19 protein-coding genes are annotated in these 21,083 nt (G+C 56.3%); 7 read left to right on the top strand and 12 right to left on the bottom strand.

The genetic code is table 11. The features are described from left to right. Positions 1–27: 27 nt before the first annotated feature. From gudD to syd, 7 genes are all read right to left on the bottom strand, one after another. The gene (gudD, locus tag ABLU86_RS23230) at positions 28–1,368 is read right to left on the bottom strand and encodes a glucarate dehydratase (RefSeq protein WP_015369961.1); all 1,341 of its coding nucleotides are present in this window, start codon (positions 1,366–1,368) and stop codon (positions 28–30) included. A 17-nt stretch (positions 1,369–1,385) separates the two neighbouring features. Further along, positions 1,386–2,726, bottom strand: coding sequence for an enolase C-terminal domain-like protein (locus tag ABLU86_RS23225; RefSeq protein ID WP_015703311.1), 1,341 nt, complete (start codon positions 2,724–2,726; stop codon positions 1,386–1,388). Between the two features lie 2 nt (positions 2,727–2,728). Beyond that, entirely contained in the window at positions 2,729–4,081 is a 1,353-nt protein-coding gene (locus tag ABLU86_RS23220; protein WP_015369959.1) for an MFS transporter, read from the bottom strand. A gap of 472 nt (positions 4,082–4,553) precedes the next feature. After that, entirely contained in the window at positions 4,554–4,997 is a 444-nt protein-coding gene (locus tag ABLU86_RS23215) for a flavodoxin (protein WP_015369957.1), read from the bottom strand. 4 nt (positions 4,998–5,001) lie between these two features. Next, a complete protein-coding gene (gene truC / locus ABLU86_RS23210) occupies positions 5,002–5,796 on the bottom strand; it encodes a tRNA pseudouridine(65) synthase TruC (RefSeq protein WP_042895349.1) in 795 nt (264 codons plus the stop codon). Further along, entirely contained in the window at positions 5,796–6,125 is a 330-nt protein-coding gene (locus tag ABLU86_RS23205; RefSeq protein WP_015369955.1) for a YqcC family protein, read from the bottom strand. Before ABLU86_RS23205 ends, truC begins: the two co-directional genes overlap by 1 nt. Positions 6,126–6,755: 630 nt before the next feature. Then, entirely contained in the window at positions 6,756–7,301 is a 546-nt protein-coding gene (gene syd, locus ABLU86_RS23200; protein WP_015369954.1) for a SecY-interacting protein, read from the bottom strand. A gap of 68 nt (positions 7,302–7,369) precedes the next feature. Between syd and queF the strand changes: the two genes are divergently transcribed. The 5 genes from queF to xni all read left to right on the top strand — a co-directional run bounded on the left by queF (position 7,370) and on the right by xni (position 13,823). After that, on the top strand, positions 7,370–8,215 hold the full coding sequence (gene queF, locus ABLU86_RS23195) for an NADPH-dependent 7-cyano-7-deazaguanine reductase QueF (protein ID WP_015369953.1): 846 nt from the start codon (positions 7,370–7,372) through the stop codon (positions 8,213–8,215). A gap of 112 nt (positions 8,216–8,327) precedes the next feature. After that, positions 8,328–9,695: a nucleotide 5'-monophosphate nucleosidase PpnN gene (gene ppnN / locus ABLU86_RS23190; protein WP_015369952.1), complete on the top strand. Its 1,368-nt coding sequence runs from the start codon at positions 8,328–8,330 to the stop codon at positions 9,693–9,695. A 493-nt stretch (positions 9,696–10,188) separates the two neighbouring features. Beyond that, entirely contained in the window at positions 10,189–11,478 is a 1,290-nt protein-coding gene (locus ABLU86_RS23185; RefSeq protein ID WP_015369950.1) for an HAAAP family serine/threonine permease, read from the top strand. Positions 11,479–11,544: 66 nt separating this feature from the next. Next, the gene (locus ABLU86_RS23180; protein WP_171829664.1) at positions 11,545–12,912 is read left to right on the top strand and encodes an L-serine ammonia-lyase; all 1,368 of its coding nucleotides are present in this window, start codon (positions 11,545–11,547) and stop codon (positions 12,910–12,912) included. 152 nt (positions 12,913–13,064) lie between these two features. After that, positions 13,065–13,823, top strand: coding sequence for a flap endonuclease Xni (gene xni / locus ABLU86_RS23175; RefSeq protein WP_171829663.1), 759 nt, complete (start codon positions 13,065–13,067; stop codon positions 13,821–13,823). A 43-nt stretch (positions 13,824–13,866) separates the two neighbouring features. On the opposite strand, the gene rlmM is transcribed toward xni, so the two are convergent. The 3 genes from rlmM to gcvA are packed head-to-tail and all read right to left on the bottom strand — an operon-like array spanning position 13,867 to position 16,316. Then, the gene (rlmM, locus tag ABLU86_RS23170) at positions 13,867–14,967 is read right to left on the bottom strand and encodes a 23S rRNA (cytidine(2498)-2'-O)-methyltransferase RlmM (RefSeq protein ID WP_015369947.1); all 1,101 of its coding nucleotides are present in this window, start codon (positions 14,965–14,967) and stop codon (positions 13,867–13,869) included. Beyond that, positions 14,960–15,355, bottom strand: a complete 396-nt coding sequence (locus ABLU86_RS23165) for a DUF423 domain-containing protein (RefSeq protein WP_015369946.1) — start codon at positions 15,353–15,355, stop codon at positions 14,960–14,962. The genes rlmM and ABLU86_RS23165 overlap by 8 nt, the downstream gene beginning before the upstream one ends. Positions 15,356–15,398: 43 nt before the next feature. Beyond that, positions 15,399–16,316: a glycine cleavage system transcriptional regulator GcvA gene (gene gcvA / locus ABLU86_RS23160; RefSeq protein ID WP_015369945.1), complete on the bottom strand. Its 918-nt coding sequence runs from the start codon at positions 16,314–16,316 to the stop codon at positions 15,399–15,401. Positions 16,317–16,748: 432 nt separating this feature from the next. On the opposite strand from gcvA, the gene csdA reads away from it, so the two are divergent. Beyond that, a complete protein-coding gene (gene csdA, locus ABLU86_RS23155; RefSeq protein WP_348796334.1) occupies positions 16,749–17,954 on the top strand; it encodes a cysteine desulfurase CsdA in 1,206 nt (401 codons plus the stop codon). Beyond that, positions 17,954–18,385, top strand: coding sequence for a cysteine desulfurase sulfur acceptor subunit CsdE (gene csdE / locus ABLU86_RS23150; RefSeq protein ID WP_101739289.1), 432 nt, complete (start codon positions 17,954–17,956; stop codon positions 18,383–18,385). The genes csdA and csdE overlap by 1 nt, the downstream gene beginning before the upstream one ends. A gap of 444 nt (positions 18,386–18,829) precedes the next feature. Here the strand turns inward: csdE and tcdA are convergent, their stop codons facing one another. Next, positions 18,830–19,639, bottom strand: coding sequence for a tRNA cyclic N6-threonylcarbamoyladenosine(37) synthase TcdA (gene tcdA, locus ABLU86_RS23145; protein WP_015703318.1), 810 nt, complete (start codon positions 19,637–19,639; stop codon positions 18,830–18,832). A 79-nt stretch (positions 19,640–19,718) separates the two neighbouring features. After that, positions 19,719–20,816 (bottom strand): murein transglycosylase A, encoded by a 1,098-nt coding sequence (mltA, locus tag ABLU86_RS23140; protein WP_015369941.1) that lies wholly within the window; start codon positions 20,814–20,816, stop codon positions 19,719–19,721. Positions 20,817–21,083: the final 267 nt, after the last annotated feature.

Here is a 21,083-nt window from a genome sequence, read left to right as displayed (position 1 = left end):
GCCGACCCTTACAGGGTCGGCGTTATCTTAGCGAACCATGCAAGGACGTTTGTTATCAAAGGTCCAGTTCGGGATTAAATATTGCATCGCCATGGCGTCATCACGCGCACCCAGGCCATGTTTCTTATATAGCTCATTAGCCTGCATCACGCGGTCCATATCCAGCTCAACACCCAGACCCGGCGTCGCCGGCACCTGCACCATACCGCCTTTGATTTCAAACGGCTGTTTGGTCAGACGCTGGTTACCCTCCTGCCAGATCCAGTGGGTATCGATAGCGGTAATTTTACCCGGCGCCGCCGCGGCCACATGGGTAAACATCGCCAGCGACACGTCGAAGTGGTTATTAGAGTGCGAGCCCCAGGTCAGGCCAAATTCATGACACATCTGCGCCACGCGTACCGACCCTTGCATGGTCCAGAAGTGCGGGTCCGCCAGAGGAATATCCACCGATTGTAGCGACAGCGTATGGCCCATCTGCCGCCAGTCGGTGGCGATCATGTTGGTCGCGGTCGGCAGCCCGGTCGCCCGACGGAATTCAGCCATCACTTCGCGGCCGGAGAAACCTTGTTCAGCGCCGCAAGGATCTTCCGCATAGGCCAGCACGCCTTTCAGCTGTTTACCTATCTGGATGGCTTCATCCAGCATCCAGGCGCCGTTCGGGTCGAGGGTCACGCGCGCATCAGGGAAACGCTTCGCCAGCGCGCTAATCGCTTCGGCTTCTTCAAAACCGGCCAACACCCCGCCCTTCAGTTTAAAGTCATTGAAGCCATATTTTTCGTAAGCGGCCTCCGCCAGGCGAACCACCGCCTCCGGCGTCATCGCCTCTTCATGACGAATACGATACCAGTCGCACTGTTCATCCGGCTGGCTTTGATAAGCCAGCGGCGTCGCGTGGCGGTTACCGACAAAGAACAGGTAGCCCAACATTTCGACTTCGCTCCGCTGCTGGCCGTCGCCAAGCAGAGAAGCAACGTTCACGCCCAGATGCTGGCCCAGCAGATCCAGCAGCGCCGCTTCAATCCCGGTCACCACGTGAATGGTAGTGCGCAGATCGAAGGTTTGCAGGCCGCGGCCGCCGGCATCGCGGTCGGCAAACTGGTTACGCACGGCGCTCAGCACATTTTTGTACTCGCCCAGCGTTTTACCCACCACCAACGGCGCGGCGTCTTCCAGGGTCTGGCGGATCTTTTCGCCGCCGGGGATTTCGCCAACGCCCGTGTGCCCGGAGTTATCTTTGATGATAACGATATTACGGGTGAAGTACGGCGCGTGCGCGCCGCTCAGGTTCATCAGCATGCTGTCATGCCCGGCGACCGGGATAACCTGCATAGCGGTCACAATTGGCGTTGAAGATGATGTAGTCATAGCGTAATCCTTTTTAATTAATGACGGCCGAAAACGGGGCGTTTACGGTCGAATGTCCAACCGGGAATCAGATACTGCATCGGGCCCGCATCGTTACGCGCGCCGCCTGGCAGCGCCTTATAGGCCTCATGAGCTTTATGCACCTGTTCCCAGTCCAGCTCCACGCCGAGTCCCGGCGCGTCTGGCACGGCGATTTTGCCGTTGATAATCTGCAGCGGATTTTGCGTCAGGCGCGCATCGCCCTCCTGCCAAATCCAATGGGTATCGATAGCAGTCGGATTACCCGGCGCCGCGGCGCCGACGTGGGTAAACATCGCCAGCGAAATATCAAAGTGGTTGTTCGAATGACAGCCCCAGGTCAGCCCCCAGTCATCGCACAACTGCGCCACCCGAACCGCGCCGGAGAGCGTCCAGAAGTGCGGGTCCGCCAGCGGAATATCGACGGCGTTGAGCATGACCGCATGCCCCATTTCGCGCCAGTTGGTGGCTATCATGTTAGTCGCCACCGGCAACCCGGTGGCGCGGCGGAACTCAGCCATCACTTCCCGACCGGAAAAGCCCTGTTCAGCGCCGCACGGATCTTCGGCATAGGTCAGGACATCCTGCAGCCCTTTGCACAGCGTAATCGCTTCATCCAGCAGCCAGGCGCCGTTCGGGTCAACGGTAATGCGCGCGTCAGGGAAGCGTTTTTTCAGCGCGCGGGCGGTGTCGATTTCCTGCTCGCCAGGTAATACGCCGCCTTTTAGCTTAAAGTCTTTAAAACCGTAGCGATCCTGCGCCGCCTCCGCCAGTCGCACTACCGCGTCGCTATTCAGCGCCTGCTGGTGACGAAGACGGTACCATTCGTGGTCGCCCGGCGTCCGCGCAAGATAGTCCAAATCGGTTTTTTCGCGGTCGCCGATATAGAACAGGTAGCCCAGCACGGTCACCGCATCACGCTGTTTGCCCGGCCCCAATAGTTCGCACACCGGGACATTCAACACCTTGCCAAGCAGGTCGAGCAGCGCGGCTTCCAGCGCCGCTACCGCATTGACTTTCAATTCGAAGGTCCATGCCCCTTTGCCGAAGGTGTCGAAATCCGCCGCCTGATTGCCTTTATGTACCTGCTGCACTACGCGGTTGAGGCGAGCGACTTCCTGCCCAACCACCTGGGGTATGGCATCGACCAACGTCTGGTAGATGACTTCGCCGCCGGGCGCTTCGCCGACGCCGGTATGGCCGGCGTTGTCGGTTAACACCACAATATTGCGGGTAAACCAGGCATTATGCGCGCCGCCGATGTTCATCAGCATGCTGTCGTGCCCGGCGACCGGAATCACCTTCATTTCGGTAACGATTGGGCTGGATTGGGTATTCATGATTAACGCCCCGCAATCGGTTTAAGTTCGATACGTTTGATATCGCCAACCAGCACCAGGTAGCTGAATACCGCCACCAGAGCGTGGATACCGACGTAAATCAACGCGCCGTTGAAAGAGCCGGTGGTGCCGACGATATAGCCGATAGCGATAGGGGTGACGATGCCGGAAATATTACCGAACATGTTGAACAGACCGCCGGACAGGCCGCTGATCTCTTTCGGCGCGGTGTCCGCCATTACCGCCCAGCCCAGCGCGCCAATGCCTTTGCCGAAGAAGGCCATCGCCATAAAGCCGATGATCATCCATTCCGCGTTGACGTAGTTACACATCAGCATGGTCATGGACAACAGCATGCCCAGTACGATCGGCGTTTTACGCGCGATATTCAGCGAGCCGGTACGGCGCATCAACCAGTCGGAAATAATTCCGCCCAACACGCCGCCGACAAAGCCACACACCGCCGGAATCGAGGCGACAAAGCCCGCTTTGAGGATCGACATGCCGCGCGCCTGCACCAGATAAACCGGGAACCAGGTGATAAAGAAGTAGGTTAACGCGTTGATGCAGTACTGGCCGATATAGATCCCGACCATCATTCGCGAGCCGATCAACTGCTTGATTTGGCCCATTTTTACGCTAAAGGGCACCTTCTGCGCACTGCTCTTCTGATCCATATTGATCAACGCGCCGCCTTCGGCGATGTAGTCCAGCTCTTTCTGGTTAACGCCTGGGTGGTTATTGGGATCGTGGATCACTTTCAGCCACACGAAGCTGATGACAATACCCAATCCGCCCATAAAGAAGAATACGTGCGACCAACCCACTTCATGGGTCAACCAGCCCATAATCGGCGCGAAAATAACGGTGGCAAAATACTGCGCAGAGTTAAAAATCGATACCGCCGTCCCTCTCTCCTGCGCCGGGAACCAGGCGGCCACAATGCGGCTATTACCCGGGAACGAGGGCGATTCGGCAAGGCCGACGAGGAAGCGCAGGGTAAACAGCGCGATGATAATGCCAAAGCCGCTAAAGATATCCACGAAGCCCTGCAGCAGGGTAAACACGGACCAGATAAAGATGGACCAGAAATAGACGCGTTTAGAACCAAAGCGGTCAAGCAGCCAGCCGCCTGGGATCTGTCCGATCACATAGGCCCATGAAAACGCGGAGAAAACGTAACCCATGCCAACAGGATCGAGGCCGATATCCTTGGCCATTTCAGAACCGGCGATCGACAGCGTCGCGCGGTCGCCATAGTTAAAGGATGTGACGATAAACAGCATCACCACTATCCAATAGCGAGCATTGGTGCGCTTTTCAGCGGCGCTCGCAGCCTGACTTAATGAACTCATCGTTGTACTCCTGAATCATAGCGTTTAGCTACGTTCATTCTGAACAGCACAACCTGTAGGGTAATCAGAATGACGTGTTAGTGTTTTTTTCGTTATATCTGGCGTACTGCTTTTGTCACTGGCAGGAAAAGTATAAAAAGAGGCGTCGGCGGGCTCACCGTGCATATACACAGCTTTAGCGGGTGATACTGCGTTAGTTTATGGCGTATGCCTAAGGTTGTGGGGAGTAGTTCACGGAAATGGAAAACCGCCGCCCGCTGATGGGTCGATGGACGACATTACCTTCAGAGTGTGAATCGGCTCTCTTGACGCCGGGGAAACGCAAAGAAAAAAGCCATATCGATAAAGTGGTTATCAGGCAGATGCCCGAAGCCGGGCGCGATGGATAACGTTAAGATAACCCTGACCGTTTATCCGGCCACTGGCAGCTTAAGCGCGCCCTCTACGTAGGGAGAGGGCGTTCTTAATAGGATTAGTCGAGCAGTTTAGCCCACGCTTCTACCCAAGGGTTGGAAACGCTTTCCGGTTCCGGGTCTTCGCTGGCGTCAATGGTGAGCATCTCGCCAATACGACGCGCGCCCTGCTCCTGCAGCAATGCATCAAAGGTTTTACCGCCGCCGCAGAAGTTGGCGTAGGTACTATCGCCAAGCGCGATAATGCCGTAGCGCAGATGCGGTTGATACATATCTTTAATGCCTTCATACAGCGGAACGATGCTGTCCGGCAGATCGCCCTGCCCGGTGGTCGAGGTCACGACCAGCACGTATTTGCCGGTATAGGATTCCCAGTCTTTTACTTCCGGGTCCTCAAAGACCGTCGCTTTATGCCCCAGCCCGCTCAGAATGGCTTCCGCCTCTTCGGCGACCAACAGCGAGTTTCCGTACATCGTGCCGACAAAAATTCCGACTTCTGCCATGTGATTATCTCCCTGGATTATCCGCGATACTCTCATCCTGACCGCTGTCGTCGGCAAACTCAACCCTTTCATTTAACGGGAGAAGCCCGCGCCAGCCAAACTGCGACAGCGCGCGCATCCAGACATCATCCAGACCCGCGCGAATCGTCAGCGGCTCGCCGGTAAACGGATGCGTTAATGACAGCTGACTGGCATGCAGCATCAGGCGATTACAGCCGAAATATTCAGCGGCGCTGCGGTTTTGCCGTAGATCGCCATGTTTGCTGTCGCCGAGGATCGGATGGCGCAGATGGGCCAAATGGCGACGCAGCTGATGCTTACGCCCGGTTTTCGGCTCCAGCTCCACCAGCCCGTAGCGGGTGGTCGGGTAACGGCCGGTGGCGACCGGCATTTCTACCGTCGCCAGCCCGCGATAGTGGGTCACCGCCAGCTGCGGGCCTTTATCTTCACGAGCGAATTTATCGGCGATTTTATCCAGCTCTTCTACAAGCGGATAATCCAGTACCGCCTCTTCAGTCAACCAGCCGCGAACGATGGCGTGATAGCGTTTTTGCATCTGGTGTTGTTCAAACTGCTGCGCCAGCAGCCTGCCCGCCTCGCTCGACAACCCCATCAACAGCACGCCGGAAGTCGGCCGGTCCAGGCGATGAGCGGTGAAGACGTGCTGGCCGATTTGATCGCGCACAGTCTGCATCACTACCACTTTCTCGTCGCGATCCAGCCAGCTGCGGTGCACCAGCCAGCCGGATGGTTTGTTCACCGCCACCAGCCACTTATCCTGGTAAATGATCTCCAGCATCAGGCGTCTTCATCCGCGAATAATGCATCCAGCAGCAGCAACTCGGCCACGATAGCTTCGCGCGCCGGATGGGCTTTATCCAGCGCCATCTCGTAATAGGGCGCGACGGCAAAGTTCTGCGGCAGCGGCATACCGCTGGCAATCAGTTGATGCATACGTGGGATCAGCACCCACTGTAGCCATTCCAGCGGCTCGAGCGTGTCCAGGCAAAACGGCTGCTCGCTGGCGAAAGCGCGGCTATCCGGGGCCTGTTCCTGCCAGTGGTTTGTTTCGCGCAGCAGCGCTTCAATGGCGTGCAGACGATCGCGCACGCTAGCGTGAAGGGTCATGGGGAAACCTCGATGAATTGTAAACCGGGCGCAGGATAGCAAATCCGCGAGAGAAATAAAAAAAGGGAGCACTGTATAAACAGTGCTCCCGGTTCGTTTTGCAGCATTCCAGCTACATTGGTGCTCCCTGCTCGTCCTTGAAAACTTTTCCTGAGGTCTCCTGACCAAGTTCATCCATAAACTAGCGCATCCTGCTTTCACACCACCCCGATGTGAAATAACTTATCCCTAAGTGTGTCCAGATCTTCCTGATCCACCGTTCATCCTGAGCGGCTCTCGTTCTCCATCCTGGAGGTGTCCTTTACGCTTTCCTGCGTTATCCTTGCTTCATCCTGAAGCCTGTCCTTGCAACGCCATCCTGGCGGGTCCTGTAGAAGAGCCATCATCCTGATGTTCTCTTCATCCGCGACTTCCTGTCGACGTACATAGGATCACTGATTCCGCCTCTTCTTACAAGACTTACTACGACAATCTCTTAAGATTAGTGGCCAAACTAAAAGCGCACACAATCATCAAATCATTAAATAACAATGAGTTATATGTAATCACTGCGTAAAAAATTGCTGAAAATGATGACGATCTCTTACAGGTCTTGTAAGAGATCTCTCACAAACAACTTGGGGAAATGGATTACAGAAGGGGCTCAAGCTGATTCAGGAAACTCGCAAGCGAGTGAGAAAGGGTCTCTCTTTTTCGGGTACCGAGCGTCTCTTTAATCACTTCGCCGCTCAGGTTGCAGACCGAAATAACCTCCAGTTCGCTATCCAGCGTGGCGATAAACAGCGTCGGCGATAGCTTCAGACGTTTTTGTACCACCAGGTGACCAATGAGGTTTTCCTGTACTCGCTGGAAATCATCCGGGCTCCATGCCTGCAGCAGAGTGAGGTTCTGTTCCGCGAAGCGGGCGTGCATATCGCCAGCGAACTGAGTGGTATAATAACTATGAATCGGCTGTTGTACCACAATCTCCAGCGCCCGTTCAACCCCATCGAGATGGTGTTCTAACGTAAACGGCTGCGGCTGCCAGAAAACGGCATCGTCTTCACTGGCGCTAATACAGGGAGATGGGATGCCATAAAGGTCTTCGCTACGCGGCAGGCTGGCATAACGCTGCTGCCACGCATCGCAGTAACGTTGGGTAAATGATTGCAGCGCTTCTATGGTCTGATGATCCACCGGTTTCTCTCTTCACGTTAGACAGGATACACTTGGCATATAGTGTACCCGCTTTACTATGGTGAAACATGTCTTCTTACGATAATCATCAGGCGCTGGCCGGCCTGACGCTCGGTAAATCAACGGATTACCGCGATACCTATGACGCTTCGTTGCTGCAGGGCGTGCCCCGCAGCCTGAACCGCGATCCGCTCGGCCTGCATGCCGATAATCTGCCGTTCCACGGCGCCGATATCTGGACGCTGTACGAACTGTCGTGGCTGAACGCCAAAGGCCTGCCGCAGGTCGCCGTCGGCTACGTGGAACTGAGCGATACCACCATCAATCTGGTGGAATCGAAAAGCTTCAAACTGTACCTGAACAGCTTCAACCAGACCCGCTTCGCCGACTGGCAGGAAGTTCAGGCCACGCTGACCCGCGATCTTAGCGCCTGCGCCCAGGGCGAGGTCAAGGTTTCGCTGTACCGACTCGATGAGCTGGAAGGGCAACCGGTCGCCCATCTGCATGGCACCTGCATCGACGATCAAGATATAGAGATTGATAACTATCAGTTCAGCGCCGACTACCTGCAGGACGCGGCCAGCGGCAAAGTCGTCGAAGAGACGCTGGTCAGCCATCTGTTGAAATCGAATTGTCTGATCACCCACCAGCCGGACTGGGGCTCGGTACAGATTCAATATCGCGGGCCGAAAATCGATCGCGAAAAACTGCTGCGCTATCTGGTGTCGTTCCGCCACCACAATGAATTCCACGAACAGTGCGTCGAACGCATCTTTAATGATGTGCTGCGTTTCTGCCGCCCGGAATCGCTTTCCGTGTACGCTCGCTACACCCGCCGCGGCGGCCTGGATATCAATCCGTGGCGCAGCAACGGTGAATTCGTGCCGGCAACCGGCCGTCTGGCGCGGCAATAAGCGAAATTTTTCACACTTTGCGTGCGTTAACGCGTACGCAAGGTTGTGGAAATACTACGGCCAGGGCTATTGTAATCACAGGAAGACGATAATCGTCCTGTAAGGAGTTCACTTGATTACACACGTTAGCCCGCTTGGTTCAATGGATATGCTGTCACAGCTGGAAGTGGATATGCTTAAACGCACCGCCAGTAGTGACCTGTATCAACTCTTTCGCAACTGCTCGCTTGCTGTGCTCAACTCGGGGAGCCTGACCGATAACAGCAAGGAGCTACTGTCTCGTTTTGAAAACTTCGATATTAACGTGCTGCGCCGCGAACGCGGCGTGAAGCTGGAACTGATCAACCCGCCGGAAGACGCTTTCGTCGATGGCCGTATTATCCGTTCCCTGCAGGCCAACCTGTTTGCCGTGCTGCGCGATATCTTGTTCGTCTACGGGCAGATCCACAACACCGTCCGCTTCCCGAATCTCGATCTCGAAAGCTCAATTCATATCACCAACCTGGTGTTCTCGATTCTGCGCAACGCCCGCGCGCTGCACGTCGGCGAAGCGCCGAATATGATTGTCTGCTGGGGCGGCCACTCTATTAATGAAAATGAATACCTGTACGCGCGCCGCGTCGGTACCCAGCTTGGCCTGCGCGAACTGAACATCTGCACCGGCTGCGGGCCAGGCGCCATGGAAGCGCCAATGAAAGGCGCCGCCGTCGGCCACGCCCAGCAGCGCTATAAAGACAGCCGCTTTATCGGCATGACCGAACCCTCCATTATCGCTGCTGAGCCGCCAAACCCGCTGGTCAACGAACTGATCATCATGCCGGACATCGAAAAGCGTCTCGAAGCGTTCGTGCGCATCGCCCACGGTATTATCATCTTCCCCGGCGGCGTGGGTACTGCGGAAGAGCTGCTTTATCTGCTGGGCATCCTGATGCATCCGGATAACAAGGCGCAGGTGCTGCCGCTTATCCTCACCGGGCCGAAAGAGAGCGCCGACTACTTCCGCGTGCTGGACGAGTTCATCGTTCATACCCTCGGCGAATCGGCTCGCCGCCACTATCGCATTATTATTGACGATGCCGCGGAAGTGGCGCGCCAGATGAAAAAAGCGATGCCATTGGTCAAAGAGAGCCGCCGCGAAACCGACGACGCCTACAGCTTCAACTGGTCGATTCGTATTTCGCCGGACCTGCAGATGCCGTTCGATCCGACGCACGACAATATGGCCAATCTCAAACTTTATCCGGACCAACCGGTGGAAGTGCTGGCCGCCGACCTGCGTCGCGCCTTCTCCGGTATTGTCGCCGGCAACGTGAAAGAAGTCGGTATTCAGGCTATCGAGAAATATGGCCCTTACAAGCTGCATGGCGATCCGGAAATGATGCGCCGCATGGACGATCTGCTGCAGGGCTTCGTTGCCCAGCACCGCATGAAGCTTCCGGGCGGCAGTGCCTACATTCCGTGCTACGAAATCTGCTCCTGATAACGTGATACCTCTCCCGGGCGGCGGTCGATACCCTGCCCGGGCACCCCCGTCCTCAATTTCCAGTTAATTAATTTTTCTAATTAATGATTCGTAGAGTTTCCACATAGCCAAACGTTTGCGTTTCCAAAAAGAGCAATAAAATTCACCATAAAAATAACATTCTGGCGAAAAAACGTCGTTTACATCACTTTTTTGCAGCAAAAACCTCGTTATTTGGTAACAGAGCTTTTATCTCATGTGCTGCAAATGATAGCCTTCGCGCCACATTTATCTGGCTGATCACCATAAACAGACTGTTGGGCTAAAAACGTTCAGATTTAAAGTGGATTATTGCATTTGGGATCCCGATCACTGATGTATTTCCGATATAAATGTATCTTGCCGCCCAATTGTTACGGAGAAAATTTCTAAAAAACCGTAAAGCAACGAATTTCATATTATTTAATCGTTTTTATTTACTAGATTTTGTTGATTCCTCCAGGAGATACAGATGGAAACCACACAAACCAGCACTATCGTTTCGGGTGAATCCCGCAGCGGATGGCGCAAAACGGATACCATGTGGATGCTGGGCCTGTACGGCACGGCGATCGGCGCGGGCGTTTTGTTCCTGCCAATCAACGCCGGCGTCGGCGGTATGATCCCACTGATTATCATGGCGATTCTGGCCTTCCCGATGACCTTCTTCGCACATCGCGGTATGACCCGCTTCGTGCTGTCCGGTAAAAATCCGGGCGAAGACATTACCGAAGTCGTTGAAGAACACTTTGGCGTAGGCGCAGGTAAACTGATTACGCTGCTCTACTTCTTCGCAATCTACCCGATCCTGCTGGTTTATAGCGTGGCGATCACCAACACCGTCGAAAGCTTCATGGCGCACCAGCTGCACATGACGCCGCCGCCGCGCGCCATTCTGTCCCTGATTCTGATTGTCGGCATGATGACCATCGTGCGTTTCGGCGAGCAGATGATCGTTAAGGCAATGAGTGTCCTGGTATTCCCGTTCGTTATCGCGCTGATGGTTCTGGCGCTGTACCTGATCCCGCAATGGAACGGCGCGGCGCTGGAAACCCTGTCGCTGAGCAGCGCGTCAACAACCGGTAACGGTCTGCTGATGACCCTGTGGCTGGCGATCCCGGTAATGGTCTTCTCCTTTAACCACTCGCCGATCATCTCCTCCTTCGCGGTAGCGAAGCGTGAAGAGTACGGCGAAGGCGCAGAGAAGAAATGCTCCAGCATCCTGGCGCGCGCTCACATCATGATGGTGCTGACCGTTATGTTCTTCGTCTTCAGCTGCGTACTGAGCCTGTCTCCGGCGGACCTGGCGGCGGCGAAAGAGCAGAACATCTCGATTCTGTCTTACCTGGCGAACCACTTTAACGCACCGGTTATCGCCTGGATGGCGCCGATCATCGCGATGATCGCTATCACCAAATCCTTCCTCGGCCACTATCTGGGCGCTCGTGAAGGTTTCAACGGCATGGTGATTAAGTCTCTGCGCGGCAAAGGCAAAACCATCGAAATCAACAAACTGAACAAGCTGACCGCGCTGTTTATGCTGGTCACCACCTGGATTGTGGCCACGCTGAACCCGAGCATCCTCGGCATGATTGAGACCCTGGGCGGTCCGATTATCGCGATGATTCTGTTCCTGATGCCGATGTACGCTATCCAGAAAGTTCCGGCCATGCGCAAATACAGCGGCCACATCAGCAACGTCTTCGTTGTGATTATGGGCCTGATTGCCATCTCCGCGATTTTCTACTCTCTGTTCAGCTAATTCTCTTAAGACCTCCCCTCGCGCCGCTTAACGGCGGCGCGCTTTCCGACAGTACTGGAATACATCATGATCAGCGTATTCGATATTTTCAAAATCGGCATTGGCCCATCCAGCTCCCATACCGTTGGACCGATGAAAGCGGGCAAACAATTTACTGACGACCTGATTGCGCGCGGCCTGCTGGCCGACGTCAGCAAAGTCGTCGTCGACGTTTACGGCTCCCTGTCTCTGACCGGTAAAGGCCACCATACCGATATCGCCATTATCATGGGACTGGCCGGCAATCTGCCGGATACCGTCGACATCGACGCGATCCCGGGCTTTATTCAGGACGTTAACACCCACGGCCGCCTGCTGCTGGCGAACGGTCAGCACGAAGTCGAGTTCCCTGTCGACCAGTGCATGAATTTCCATGCCGACAACCTTTCTCTGCATGAGAACGGCATGCGCATTACCGCGCTGGGCGGCGACAAGGTGCTCTACAGCCAGACCTACTACTCCATCGGCGGCGGCTTTATCGTCGATGAAGAGCACTTCGGCCTGACCACCGAGGCGCCGGTTGCTGTGCCTTATCCGTACAAAAACGCCGCCGACCTGCAGAAACACTGCAATGAAACCGGCCTGTCGCTCTCCGGTCTGATGATGCAAAACGAGCTGGCGCTGCACAGCAAAGAAGAGCTGGAACAGCACTTCGCCGCGGTGTGGGAAGTGATGAGCGCCGGTATCGAGCGCGGCATTACCACTGAAGGCGTGCTGCCGGGCAAACTGCGCGTTCCGCGCCGCGCCGCCGCGCTGCGCCGCATGCTGGTAAGCCAGGACAATACCAACAGCGACCCGATGGCGGTAGTGGACTGGATCAACATGTTCGCGCTGGCGGTGAACGAAGAGAACGCCGCCGGTGGCCGCGTGGTGACCGCGCCAACTAACGGCGCGTGCGGTATCGTTCCGGCGGTACTGGCCTACTACGACAAGTTTATCCGCAAGGTGAACACTAACTCTCTGGCCCGCTATATGCTGGTCGCCAGCGCCATTGGTTCGCTGTATAAGATGAACGCCTCTATCTCCGGCGCCGAAGTCGGTTGCCAGGGCGAAGTCGGCGTGGCCTGCTCGATGGCCGCGGCCGGTCTGGCGGAGCTGCTGGGCGCTAGCCCGGCTCAGGTGTGCATCGCCGCGGAAATCGGTATGGAACATAACCTCGGCCTGACCTGTGACCCGGTTGCCGGCCAGGTGCAGGTACCGTGCATCGAGCGTAACGCCATCGCGGCGGTCAAAGCGGTTAACGCCGCGCGCATGGCCCTGCGCCGTACCAGCGAACCGCGCGTGTGCCTCGATAAGGTTATCGAGACCATGTATGAAACGGGCAAAGATATGAATGCTAAGTACCGCGAAACCTCTCGCGGCGGCCTGGCGATGAAAATCGTCGCCTGCGATTAACGCCTCTGGCCCGGCACGCTTCGGCATGTCGGGCCAACTCTCCTCCAGCCCTGGCTCATTCTGCGAGCCTGCTTCCCGAACTTCGCGCTACCAATAGCCTCATCTTGCCACCGATGTTACCCTTATAGCCTGAGAACAAAGGGAGGTATCTTGTGGCTGTTCATCTGTTAATTGTCGACGCGCTCAACCTGATCCGCCGTATTCATGCGGTACAGGGTTCACCCTGCGCGGATACCTGCCTGCACGCCCTGGAACAGCTTATCGTCCACAGCCAGCCGACGCATGCCGTGGCGGTGTTCGACGATGAAGACCGCGCCCACGGCTGGCGCCACCAGCGGCTGCCGGACTATAAAGCCGGGCGCGCGCCGATGCCGGAAACGCTGGAAACGGAAATGCCGGCGCTGCGGGCGGCTTTCGAACAGCGTGGTATCCGCTGCTGGGCGCTGCCCGGCAGCGAAGCGGACGACCTGGCGGCCACGCTCGCCGTTAAAGTTGCCCAGGCCGGGCATCAGGCGACTATTGTCTCGACCGATAAAGGCTACTGTCAGCTGCTGTCGCCGACCATTCGCATCCGCGACTATTTCCAGAAACGCTGGCTGGATGCGCCGTTTATCGCCAATGAATTCGGCGTGACGCCGGAGCAACTGCCGGACTACTGGGGCCTGGCGGGGATTAGCAGTTCGAAAGTACCGGGCGTTGCCGGAATTGGGCCGAAAAGCGCGGCGCTGCTGTTAACGGATTATCAGGATTTAGAAGGCATCTACGCGCGGCTTGCCGAAGTGCCGGAGAAGTGGCGTAAGAAGCTTGAAGAGCATAAAGAGATGGCGTTTACCTGCCGGGAAATCGCCCGCCTGCAAACGGATTTACAGCTCGATGGCAACCTGCAGCAGCTGCGGTTGCCATCCGCGTGATCCCCGGCCGCGCTGATGCGTGGCCGGGGCAGCTGAGCGCTGATTAGCGCTCGTCGCGGCGGCCGCCGACCGCCGCCCACAGGCGACGCACGTGTACGGTCACTTCTTCACGGTCGTGATACAGCTGACGGGCCTGAATCTGCGCGTTAATACCGTGCTCATCAAGCTGCGCCTGAATATAGGCCAGGTTTTGCGACACCTCTTCATAGCGCTTTTTCATCGGCAGCTTAAGGTTAAAAATGGTCTCGCGGCACCAGCCGTTCACCAGCCACTGCGCCATTAACGCCGCCACCTTCGCCGGTTTCTCAACCATGTCGCACACCATCCACGAGATGTTGTTGCGGTTCGGACGATAGCGGAAGCCATCTTCACGCAGCCAGGTCACCTGTCCGGTATCCATCAGGCTCTGCGCCATCGGGCCGTTATCGACCGAAGAGACCCACATGTTGCGCTTCACCAGCTGATAGGTCCAGCCGCCCGGGCAGGCGCCGAGATCCACCGCGTACATGCCATTCGCCAGACGCTCGTCCCACTCATCCGCCGGAATGAAGACGTGAAATGCCTCTTCCAGCTTCAGCGTCGAACGGCTCGGCGCATCGGAAGGGAACTTCAGGCGCGGGATCCCCATATAAAACGGCGAGTTGTTATTGCTAAAGGAGTAGCCGGTGTAACAGCAGCCGGGGGCGATAAAGAACACGTGCACCACCGGACGCTTCGGCGTTTCATAGTTGGTCAGCACGCCGGCTTCACGCAGCGCCGCGCGCAGCGGCACCGTGAACTTGCGGCAGAACTTCATCAGCTCTTTGCTTTCGTTGGTATCCGCGACCTCAACGCGCAGATCACCGCCCTTTTCCACCACGCCCTGCAGCATGCCGACGATCGGCGTGATGCGGTCTTCCGGCGGCAGGTCGCGCAGCAGTTCGCCAACAACGAACATCTGACGCGCGAAAATCAGCGAGCTAAACGGTAGATCGCGCACCAGCTTCTCGCCATCGCCCTGCTGATAGCACTCAAAAATCACATATCCGGAGTCGTCTTTGACCCGGGCAAAACCAAATACCTCAAGGCGGGCTGCCTTATCGGTAATTTCTGCTGCGCACTCTTTCTCAAACCCGGGGCGACAATAGAGGACAACCTTATTCATGAACAACGCCCTTACGTTTCAGACGAATTGCACCAATTAACATTAATACCCAACCGGCAAGGAAGCAGACGCCGCCTACCGGGGTAACGAACGCCCACAGGCGTAAATGCGACAGCGCCAGGCAATATAAGCTGCCGCTGAACAACACGGTTCCCAGCGCCAAAAACACGCTGCTCCAGTAAAACCAAATGCTTATCCGCCGCTGCATGGCGACAGACAGGCCTAAAATCGCCAGCGTATGAAACGCCTGATACTCAAGGCCGGTGTGAATCCAGGCCATTTCGGCCGCACCCAGCGATTTACTTAATACGTGTGCGCCAAAGGCGCCCAGAGCCACAAAGATAAAGCCGCTGATGGCGGCAAAAATCAGCATAAAACGGCTGGTCATGTTGATACCCTACAAAGTCAGTTAACGCCTGGTCATCAGGCCGTTATTGTTCGTAACGAAAGCGGAATTTTTCTTGTTCGCTCGCCGCCTTCGCTAAAATCCACTGGCGGAAAGCGGCTATTTTACCCAGTTCAGCCTGACTGTCATGACAAACAAGGTAAAACGCGTTCTTACTGACCAGAACATCATTAAACGGGCAGACCAAACGGCCTGCTTCAATTTCGGACTGAGCCATAACGTTATTGGCCAGTGCGACGCCTTGTCCATGGATTGCCGCCTGCAGCACCATCGCGCTGTGGCTGAATATCGGTCCCTGTTGCACATTGATATGATTTAGACCCAGTTGCCGGGTATAAGTTTGCCAGTCGCGGCGAGAGGCATCATGTAACAGCGTATGTTGCGCCAGATCGGCAGGCGTTTTCAACGCTTTGTCACCGGTTAACAACAACGGCGAACAAACCGGTAGTAAATATTCGGCGTACAGTTTTTCAACACGCAGCCCCGGCCAGTTGCCGCGGCCATAGAAAATCGCCACGTCGACGTCGTCGGCCAGTTTGTCTTCCTGACGGTCCACCGCCTGGATCCGCACGTCGATCCCCGGATAAGCTGAGTTAAAGCTTGAGAGTCGCGGCACCAGCCACTGAATGGCGAAACTGGGCAATAAACTAACAGTTAGCGCCCCTTTCGCGCTGCGCGCCTGCAGTTTACGCGTGGCTTCGGTGAGCTGCGAAAAAATCTCTTTAATATCCTGAAAATAGCTTTGCCCCTCTTCCGTTAACAGCAGCGAGCGATTGCGTCGACGAAACAGCTTCAGGCCCAGAAAGTCCTCTAGTGACTTGATTTGGTGACTTACTGCGGCCTGCGTCACAAAAAGCTCATCGGCTGCGCGAGTGAAGCTCAGATGACGTGCGGCTGCATCAAAAACACGTAATGCATTCAGAGGTGGTAATCGCTTCGACATGGTTATTCTGACTGAGATGTTAACGAGTTTTAACAAATAGGAAACAACAGTTAACCTATTAGTTTTTTTTATCTGAGCCATTATAAATTGTCCGTTGAGGTTCTACCAGCAAATACCTATAGTGGCGGCACTTCCTGAGCCGGAACGAAAAGCTTTTTTTGGAATGCGTGTTCCAACAAGCTTTTGGCTTACGGTTGTGATGTTGTGTTGTTGTGTTTGCAATTGGTCTGGGTTTGCAGACCATGGTAGCAAGGCTACCTTTTCACTTCCTGTACATTTACCCTGTCTGTCCATAGTGATTTAATGTAGCACCGCAATACGCGGTGCTTTTTTTTGCCGAAAAATCACCGTTCTCCCCGCCTCCTCGCTATCACCAGCCTTGCCCTAATGGGGAATTTGCGCGACGATCGTGATATCGATATGAGGAATTCCATGAACGCATTCAATCCCGCCCACTTCCGCGCCCAGTTTCCAGCCCTGACGGATGCCGGCGTCTACCTGGATAGCGCGGCGACGGCGCTAAAACCGCTGGCCGTGATCGATGCCAGCGACCAGTTTTATCGCCTGAGCGCCGGCAACGTCCACCGCAGCCAGTTTGCCGCCGCCCAGCGTCTTACCGAGCGCTACGAGGCGGCGCGCGAACGCGTCGCCAGCTGGCTTAACGCCTCTTCCGGCAAAGAAATCGTCTGGACCCGCGGCACCACCGAAGCCATCAATATGGTCGCGCAGAGTTACGTGCGCCCGCGCCTGCATCCTGGCGATGAAATAATCGTCAGCGAAGCCGAACACCACGCCAACCTGGTGCCGTGGCTGATGGTTGCCGAACAAACCGGCGCGCGGGTGGTCAAGCTGCCGCTGGGCGCCGATCGTCTGCCGGATATCGCTCAACTCCCTTCGCTTATCTCTCCGCGCAGCCGGGTGCTGGCGATTGGCCAGATGTCTAACGTCACCGGCGGCTGCCCCGATCTGCGACTTGCTATTGATTTCGCCCATCAGGCGGGAATGATAGTGATGGTTGATGGCGCGCAGGGCGCGGTGCACTTTCCGGCCGACGTGCAGGCGCTGGATATCGATTTTTATGCCTTCTCCGCCCACAAGCTGTATGGCCCAACGGGTATTGGCGCGCTGTATGGCAAAAGCGAGCTGCTGGCGGAGATGTCGCCATGGCTCGGCGGCGGCAAAATGATTACTGAAGTCTCATTCGATGGCTTTAAAACCCAGCCCGCCCCCTGGCGGCTTGAAGCCGGGACGCCCAACGTCGCCGGCGTTATCGGCCTCAGCGCCGCGCTGGAATGGCTGCAGGAAATCGATCTTACACAGGCGGAAAGCTGGAGCCGTAGCCTGGCGACGCTTGCGGAAGATGAACTGGCAAAGCGGCCCGGTTTTCGTTCGTTCCGCTGTCAGGATTCGAGCCTGCTGGCCTTTGATTTCGAGGGCGTACACCATAGCGATATGGTTACGTTGCTGGCGGAGTCCGGCATTGCGCTACGCGCCGGGCAGCATTGCGCGCAACCGCTGCTGGCGGCATTAGGCGTCAGCGGTACGCTGCGCGCCTCATTCGCGCCGTACAATACGCAAGATGATGTTTATGCGCTGGTGCACGCTATCGACCGCGCGCTGGAAATACTGGTGGATTAATGATGACCTCCCAACCTTTAAGCGCCGCGCTCAGCGAAGCGACGCTGCGCCAGATCTTCGCCCCGCTAACTCAGTGGGAAGATAAGTACCGCCAGTTGATTTTAGTGGGTAAGAAACTGCCGCCATTAACGGATGACCAGCGGGCGCAGGCGAAAGAGATCGCCGGCTGCGAAAACCGTGTCTGGCTGGGGTATCAGGTTGATGCTGAGGGCAAGATGCACTTCTTTGGCGATAGCGAAGGGCGTATCGTGCGCGGCCTGCTGGCGGTGCTGTTAGCCGCCTGCGAAGGAAAAAGCGCCGCTGAGATTTTAGCGAAAGATCCGTTGGCGTTATTCGATGAGCTGGGTTTGCGCGGGCAGCTTAGCGCTTCGCGCAGCCAGGGGCTGCAGGCGCTAAGCGACGCGGTGCTCGCCGCCGCCCGCGAGAACTAATTCAAACGCCGTCTCCCCGGCTTGCGCTACGCTGAGCCGGGCTACTCCCACTACAACCGCATCAATGCTGACTGAAACTGCCGGTGTTGGGGGCCTCAAAATCGCTGAGACGTTCCCGGCAGGCCGGGGCAGCCCGCATGGATGCGGGCTGAGGGCCGTGTTTTGCACGGACGCTGCCTCGGCCCGACCCGAAGCCTTCCGGGATAAGTCGAAGGAACCACGAAGTGGCGATTTTGGCGGCCAGAGCCCGGGAGTACAGAGGGCGGCGGCGACTGGCCGCCCTCTGTGCGCTCCCTGCGCCATGAGTGCCATAACGCAGAAGAAATATCGGGAGCGCAATGTGCTTTGAATTAACACAAAGCACATGTTTATCCCCAACCAAAACCGTTGCAAACCAATAACAGTATCTACGGTTCCAGGCCAATAAAGGAAACGCCTGCCGGACTATTCCCCCTGACGCTGCGCTTTCGCCAACATCTTCTTCAACGCATGGGATACGGCGACAAAACCAAAGGTCGCCGTCACCATGGTCGCCGCGCCAAAGCCGGAGGCGCAATCCATCCGCTTCGGCCCTTCCGCCGTGCTTTTCATTGCACATACGCTGCCATCCGCCTGCGGGTAGACCAATGCTTCGGTCGAGAAGACGCAATCAATGCCCAGCTTTCCTTTACTATTTTTCACTACGCCAAACTGGCTTTTCAGCCGTTCGCGCAGTTTCGCTGCCAGCGGATCCTGAATAGTTTTCGCCAAATCGGCCACCTGGATCTGCGTCGGATCGATTTGCCCGCCGGCTCCGCCGGTCGTCACCAACGGCACTTTATAACGACGGCACCAGGCGATCAGCGCCGCTTTTGGCCTGACGCTATCGATCGCGTCGATAACATAGCTAAAGCCCGCTCCCAGGTATTCCGCTACGTTCTCGGGCGTGATGAAATCATCGATAACCGTGACCCGACACTCCGGGTTAATCAGACGTATACGCTCGGCCATCACTTCCGCTTTCGCCAGCCCAACGTTGCCGCCAAGGGCGTGGATTTGGCGATTGGTATTGGTGACGCAAACATCATCCATATCAATCAGCGTAATCGCGCCAATCCCGGTACGCGCCAGCGCTTCCGCCGCCCATGAGCCAACGCCGCCGATCCCGACCACGCAAACATGCGCCTCGGCAAAACACTGCAGCGCCTTTTCGCCATATAAACGCGCCGTGCCGCCAAACCGCTGGCGCCAGGCATCGCTGATTACTACAGACATAAAACCTCAGAATAAAGTAGAGACCCCGGATCCGGCGCGTTGCACGGATCCGGGTTAGAAACGTACGGACGTTTGAACGTTAACCGCTAAAGACGCTACCGGCGCCTGGCGCGTTTTTCAGTACCCACACGCGGCCATAGTGGTTATACCAACCGGCGCGATGACCGGCATCCGGGCCGATGCCCTGGTAGATATCGAAATGCTGGCCTTTAATCGCCCCGCCGACATCCAGCGCCACCATCAGGCGTAGCTCGTATTGACCATTAAACTTACCGTTATTATCCAGCAGAGGCACCTCGGCCAGCAAGGTGGTTCCCGGCGGAATAATCGAACGGTCAGAGGCGACCGACGCGCGGCCAATCAACGGTACCGCGCTCGCCCCTTTCACCGGCGCGTAGGACTGCGGTTTAAAGAAGACAAAAGATGGGTTCTGTTCCAGCAGCTCGCGGACTTCCGCTTCGCTATGTTTTTCGCCCCATTCACGGATCGCCTGCATCGACATATCTTCCCGCTTCACTTCACCGCGGTCGATAAGCACTTTACCGATACTACGGTAAGGCCAGCCGTTTTTCCCGGCGTAGCTGAAGAAGTTAAGCGGCGAACCGTCGCCGAAATCGATATAGCCGCTGCCCTGCACGTCCATGATGAAGTTATCCATCAGCGAGTTGCTGTAGGCCAGCACGTAGTTATCGCTGAGCGCTCCGGCATAGATGCTGGCGCGGGAAGGGAGCTTGCCGTTTTTCGGCGGCATACGGTAAATAGGATACTGGAACTCGCCCTGGCGAGTGTGGCGGGCCTGTACGACCGGGGTGTAGTAGCCGGTAAACTGCACGTTGCCGTAGTTATCAGCCCCCTGCATCTGCCAGGCATCAATACCAAACTGGCGTAACGTGCGGGTATCGCCGCCGGAACGCAGCCACTCCTGAATCGCGTTATAGACGCTGCTCTGGCTATTATAGAGACGCGGAGAGGCGCTACGAATCTGACCAACCTGCTGGGAGAAGTCGCCGGCGTTAATCGGCGCGCCTACCGCATCAGGTTGGTTTACCAATGAAAACGGCTGGGTAAACTTGCCATCACTATATTGCTGACCGCGATCGGTCGGTTTCGAGGTACAGGCGGCGAGCATCGCCAGCATTGCCCCCGTCGCTACATATTTTGCCCAACGTCCTTTCATGGTATCTCTTCTTTATTGCTGCTAAGCCTTAGTGCGTGATGAAGATAACAAACCCATGCGGCTAATGAAATGCACGAAAGCGCCCCGCAGCCCAAATTGTGTAAAAATTCGCCCATCACTGTATTTTTAGCCGCCGTTTTTTACAAAATTGACGATTTCTACGAAAAAAGGTTGCATCAGAACGCTAGCGGAGTATAGTGCGCTTCCACGGACGCGGGGTGGAGCAGCCTGGTAGCTCGTCGGGCTCATAACCCGAAGGTCGTCGGT

Origin of the sequence: Klebsiella sp. JN_Kp121 (assembly GCF_040062145.1) — a bacterium.
GTDB lineage: Bacteria > Pseudomonadota > Gammaproteobacteria > Enterobacterales > Enterobacteriaceae > Klebsiella > Klebsiella aerogenes.
Note: the sequence above shows the minus strand (reverse complement) of the source record. Positions and strands in the feature narration are given on the sequence as shown.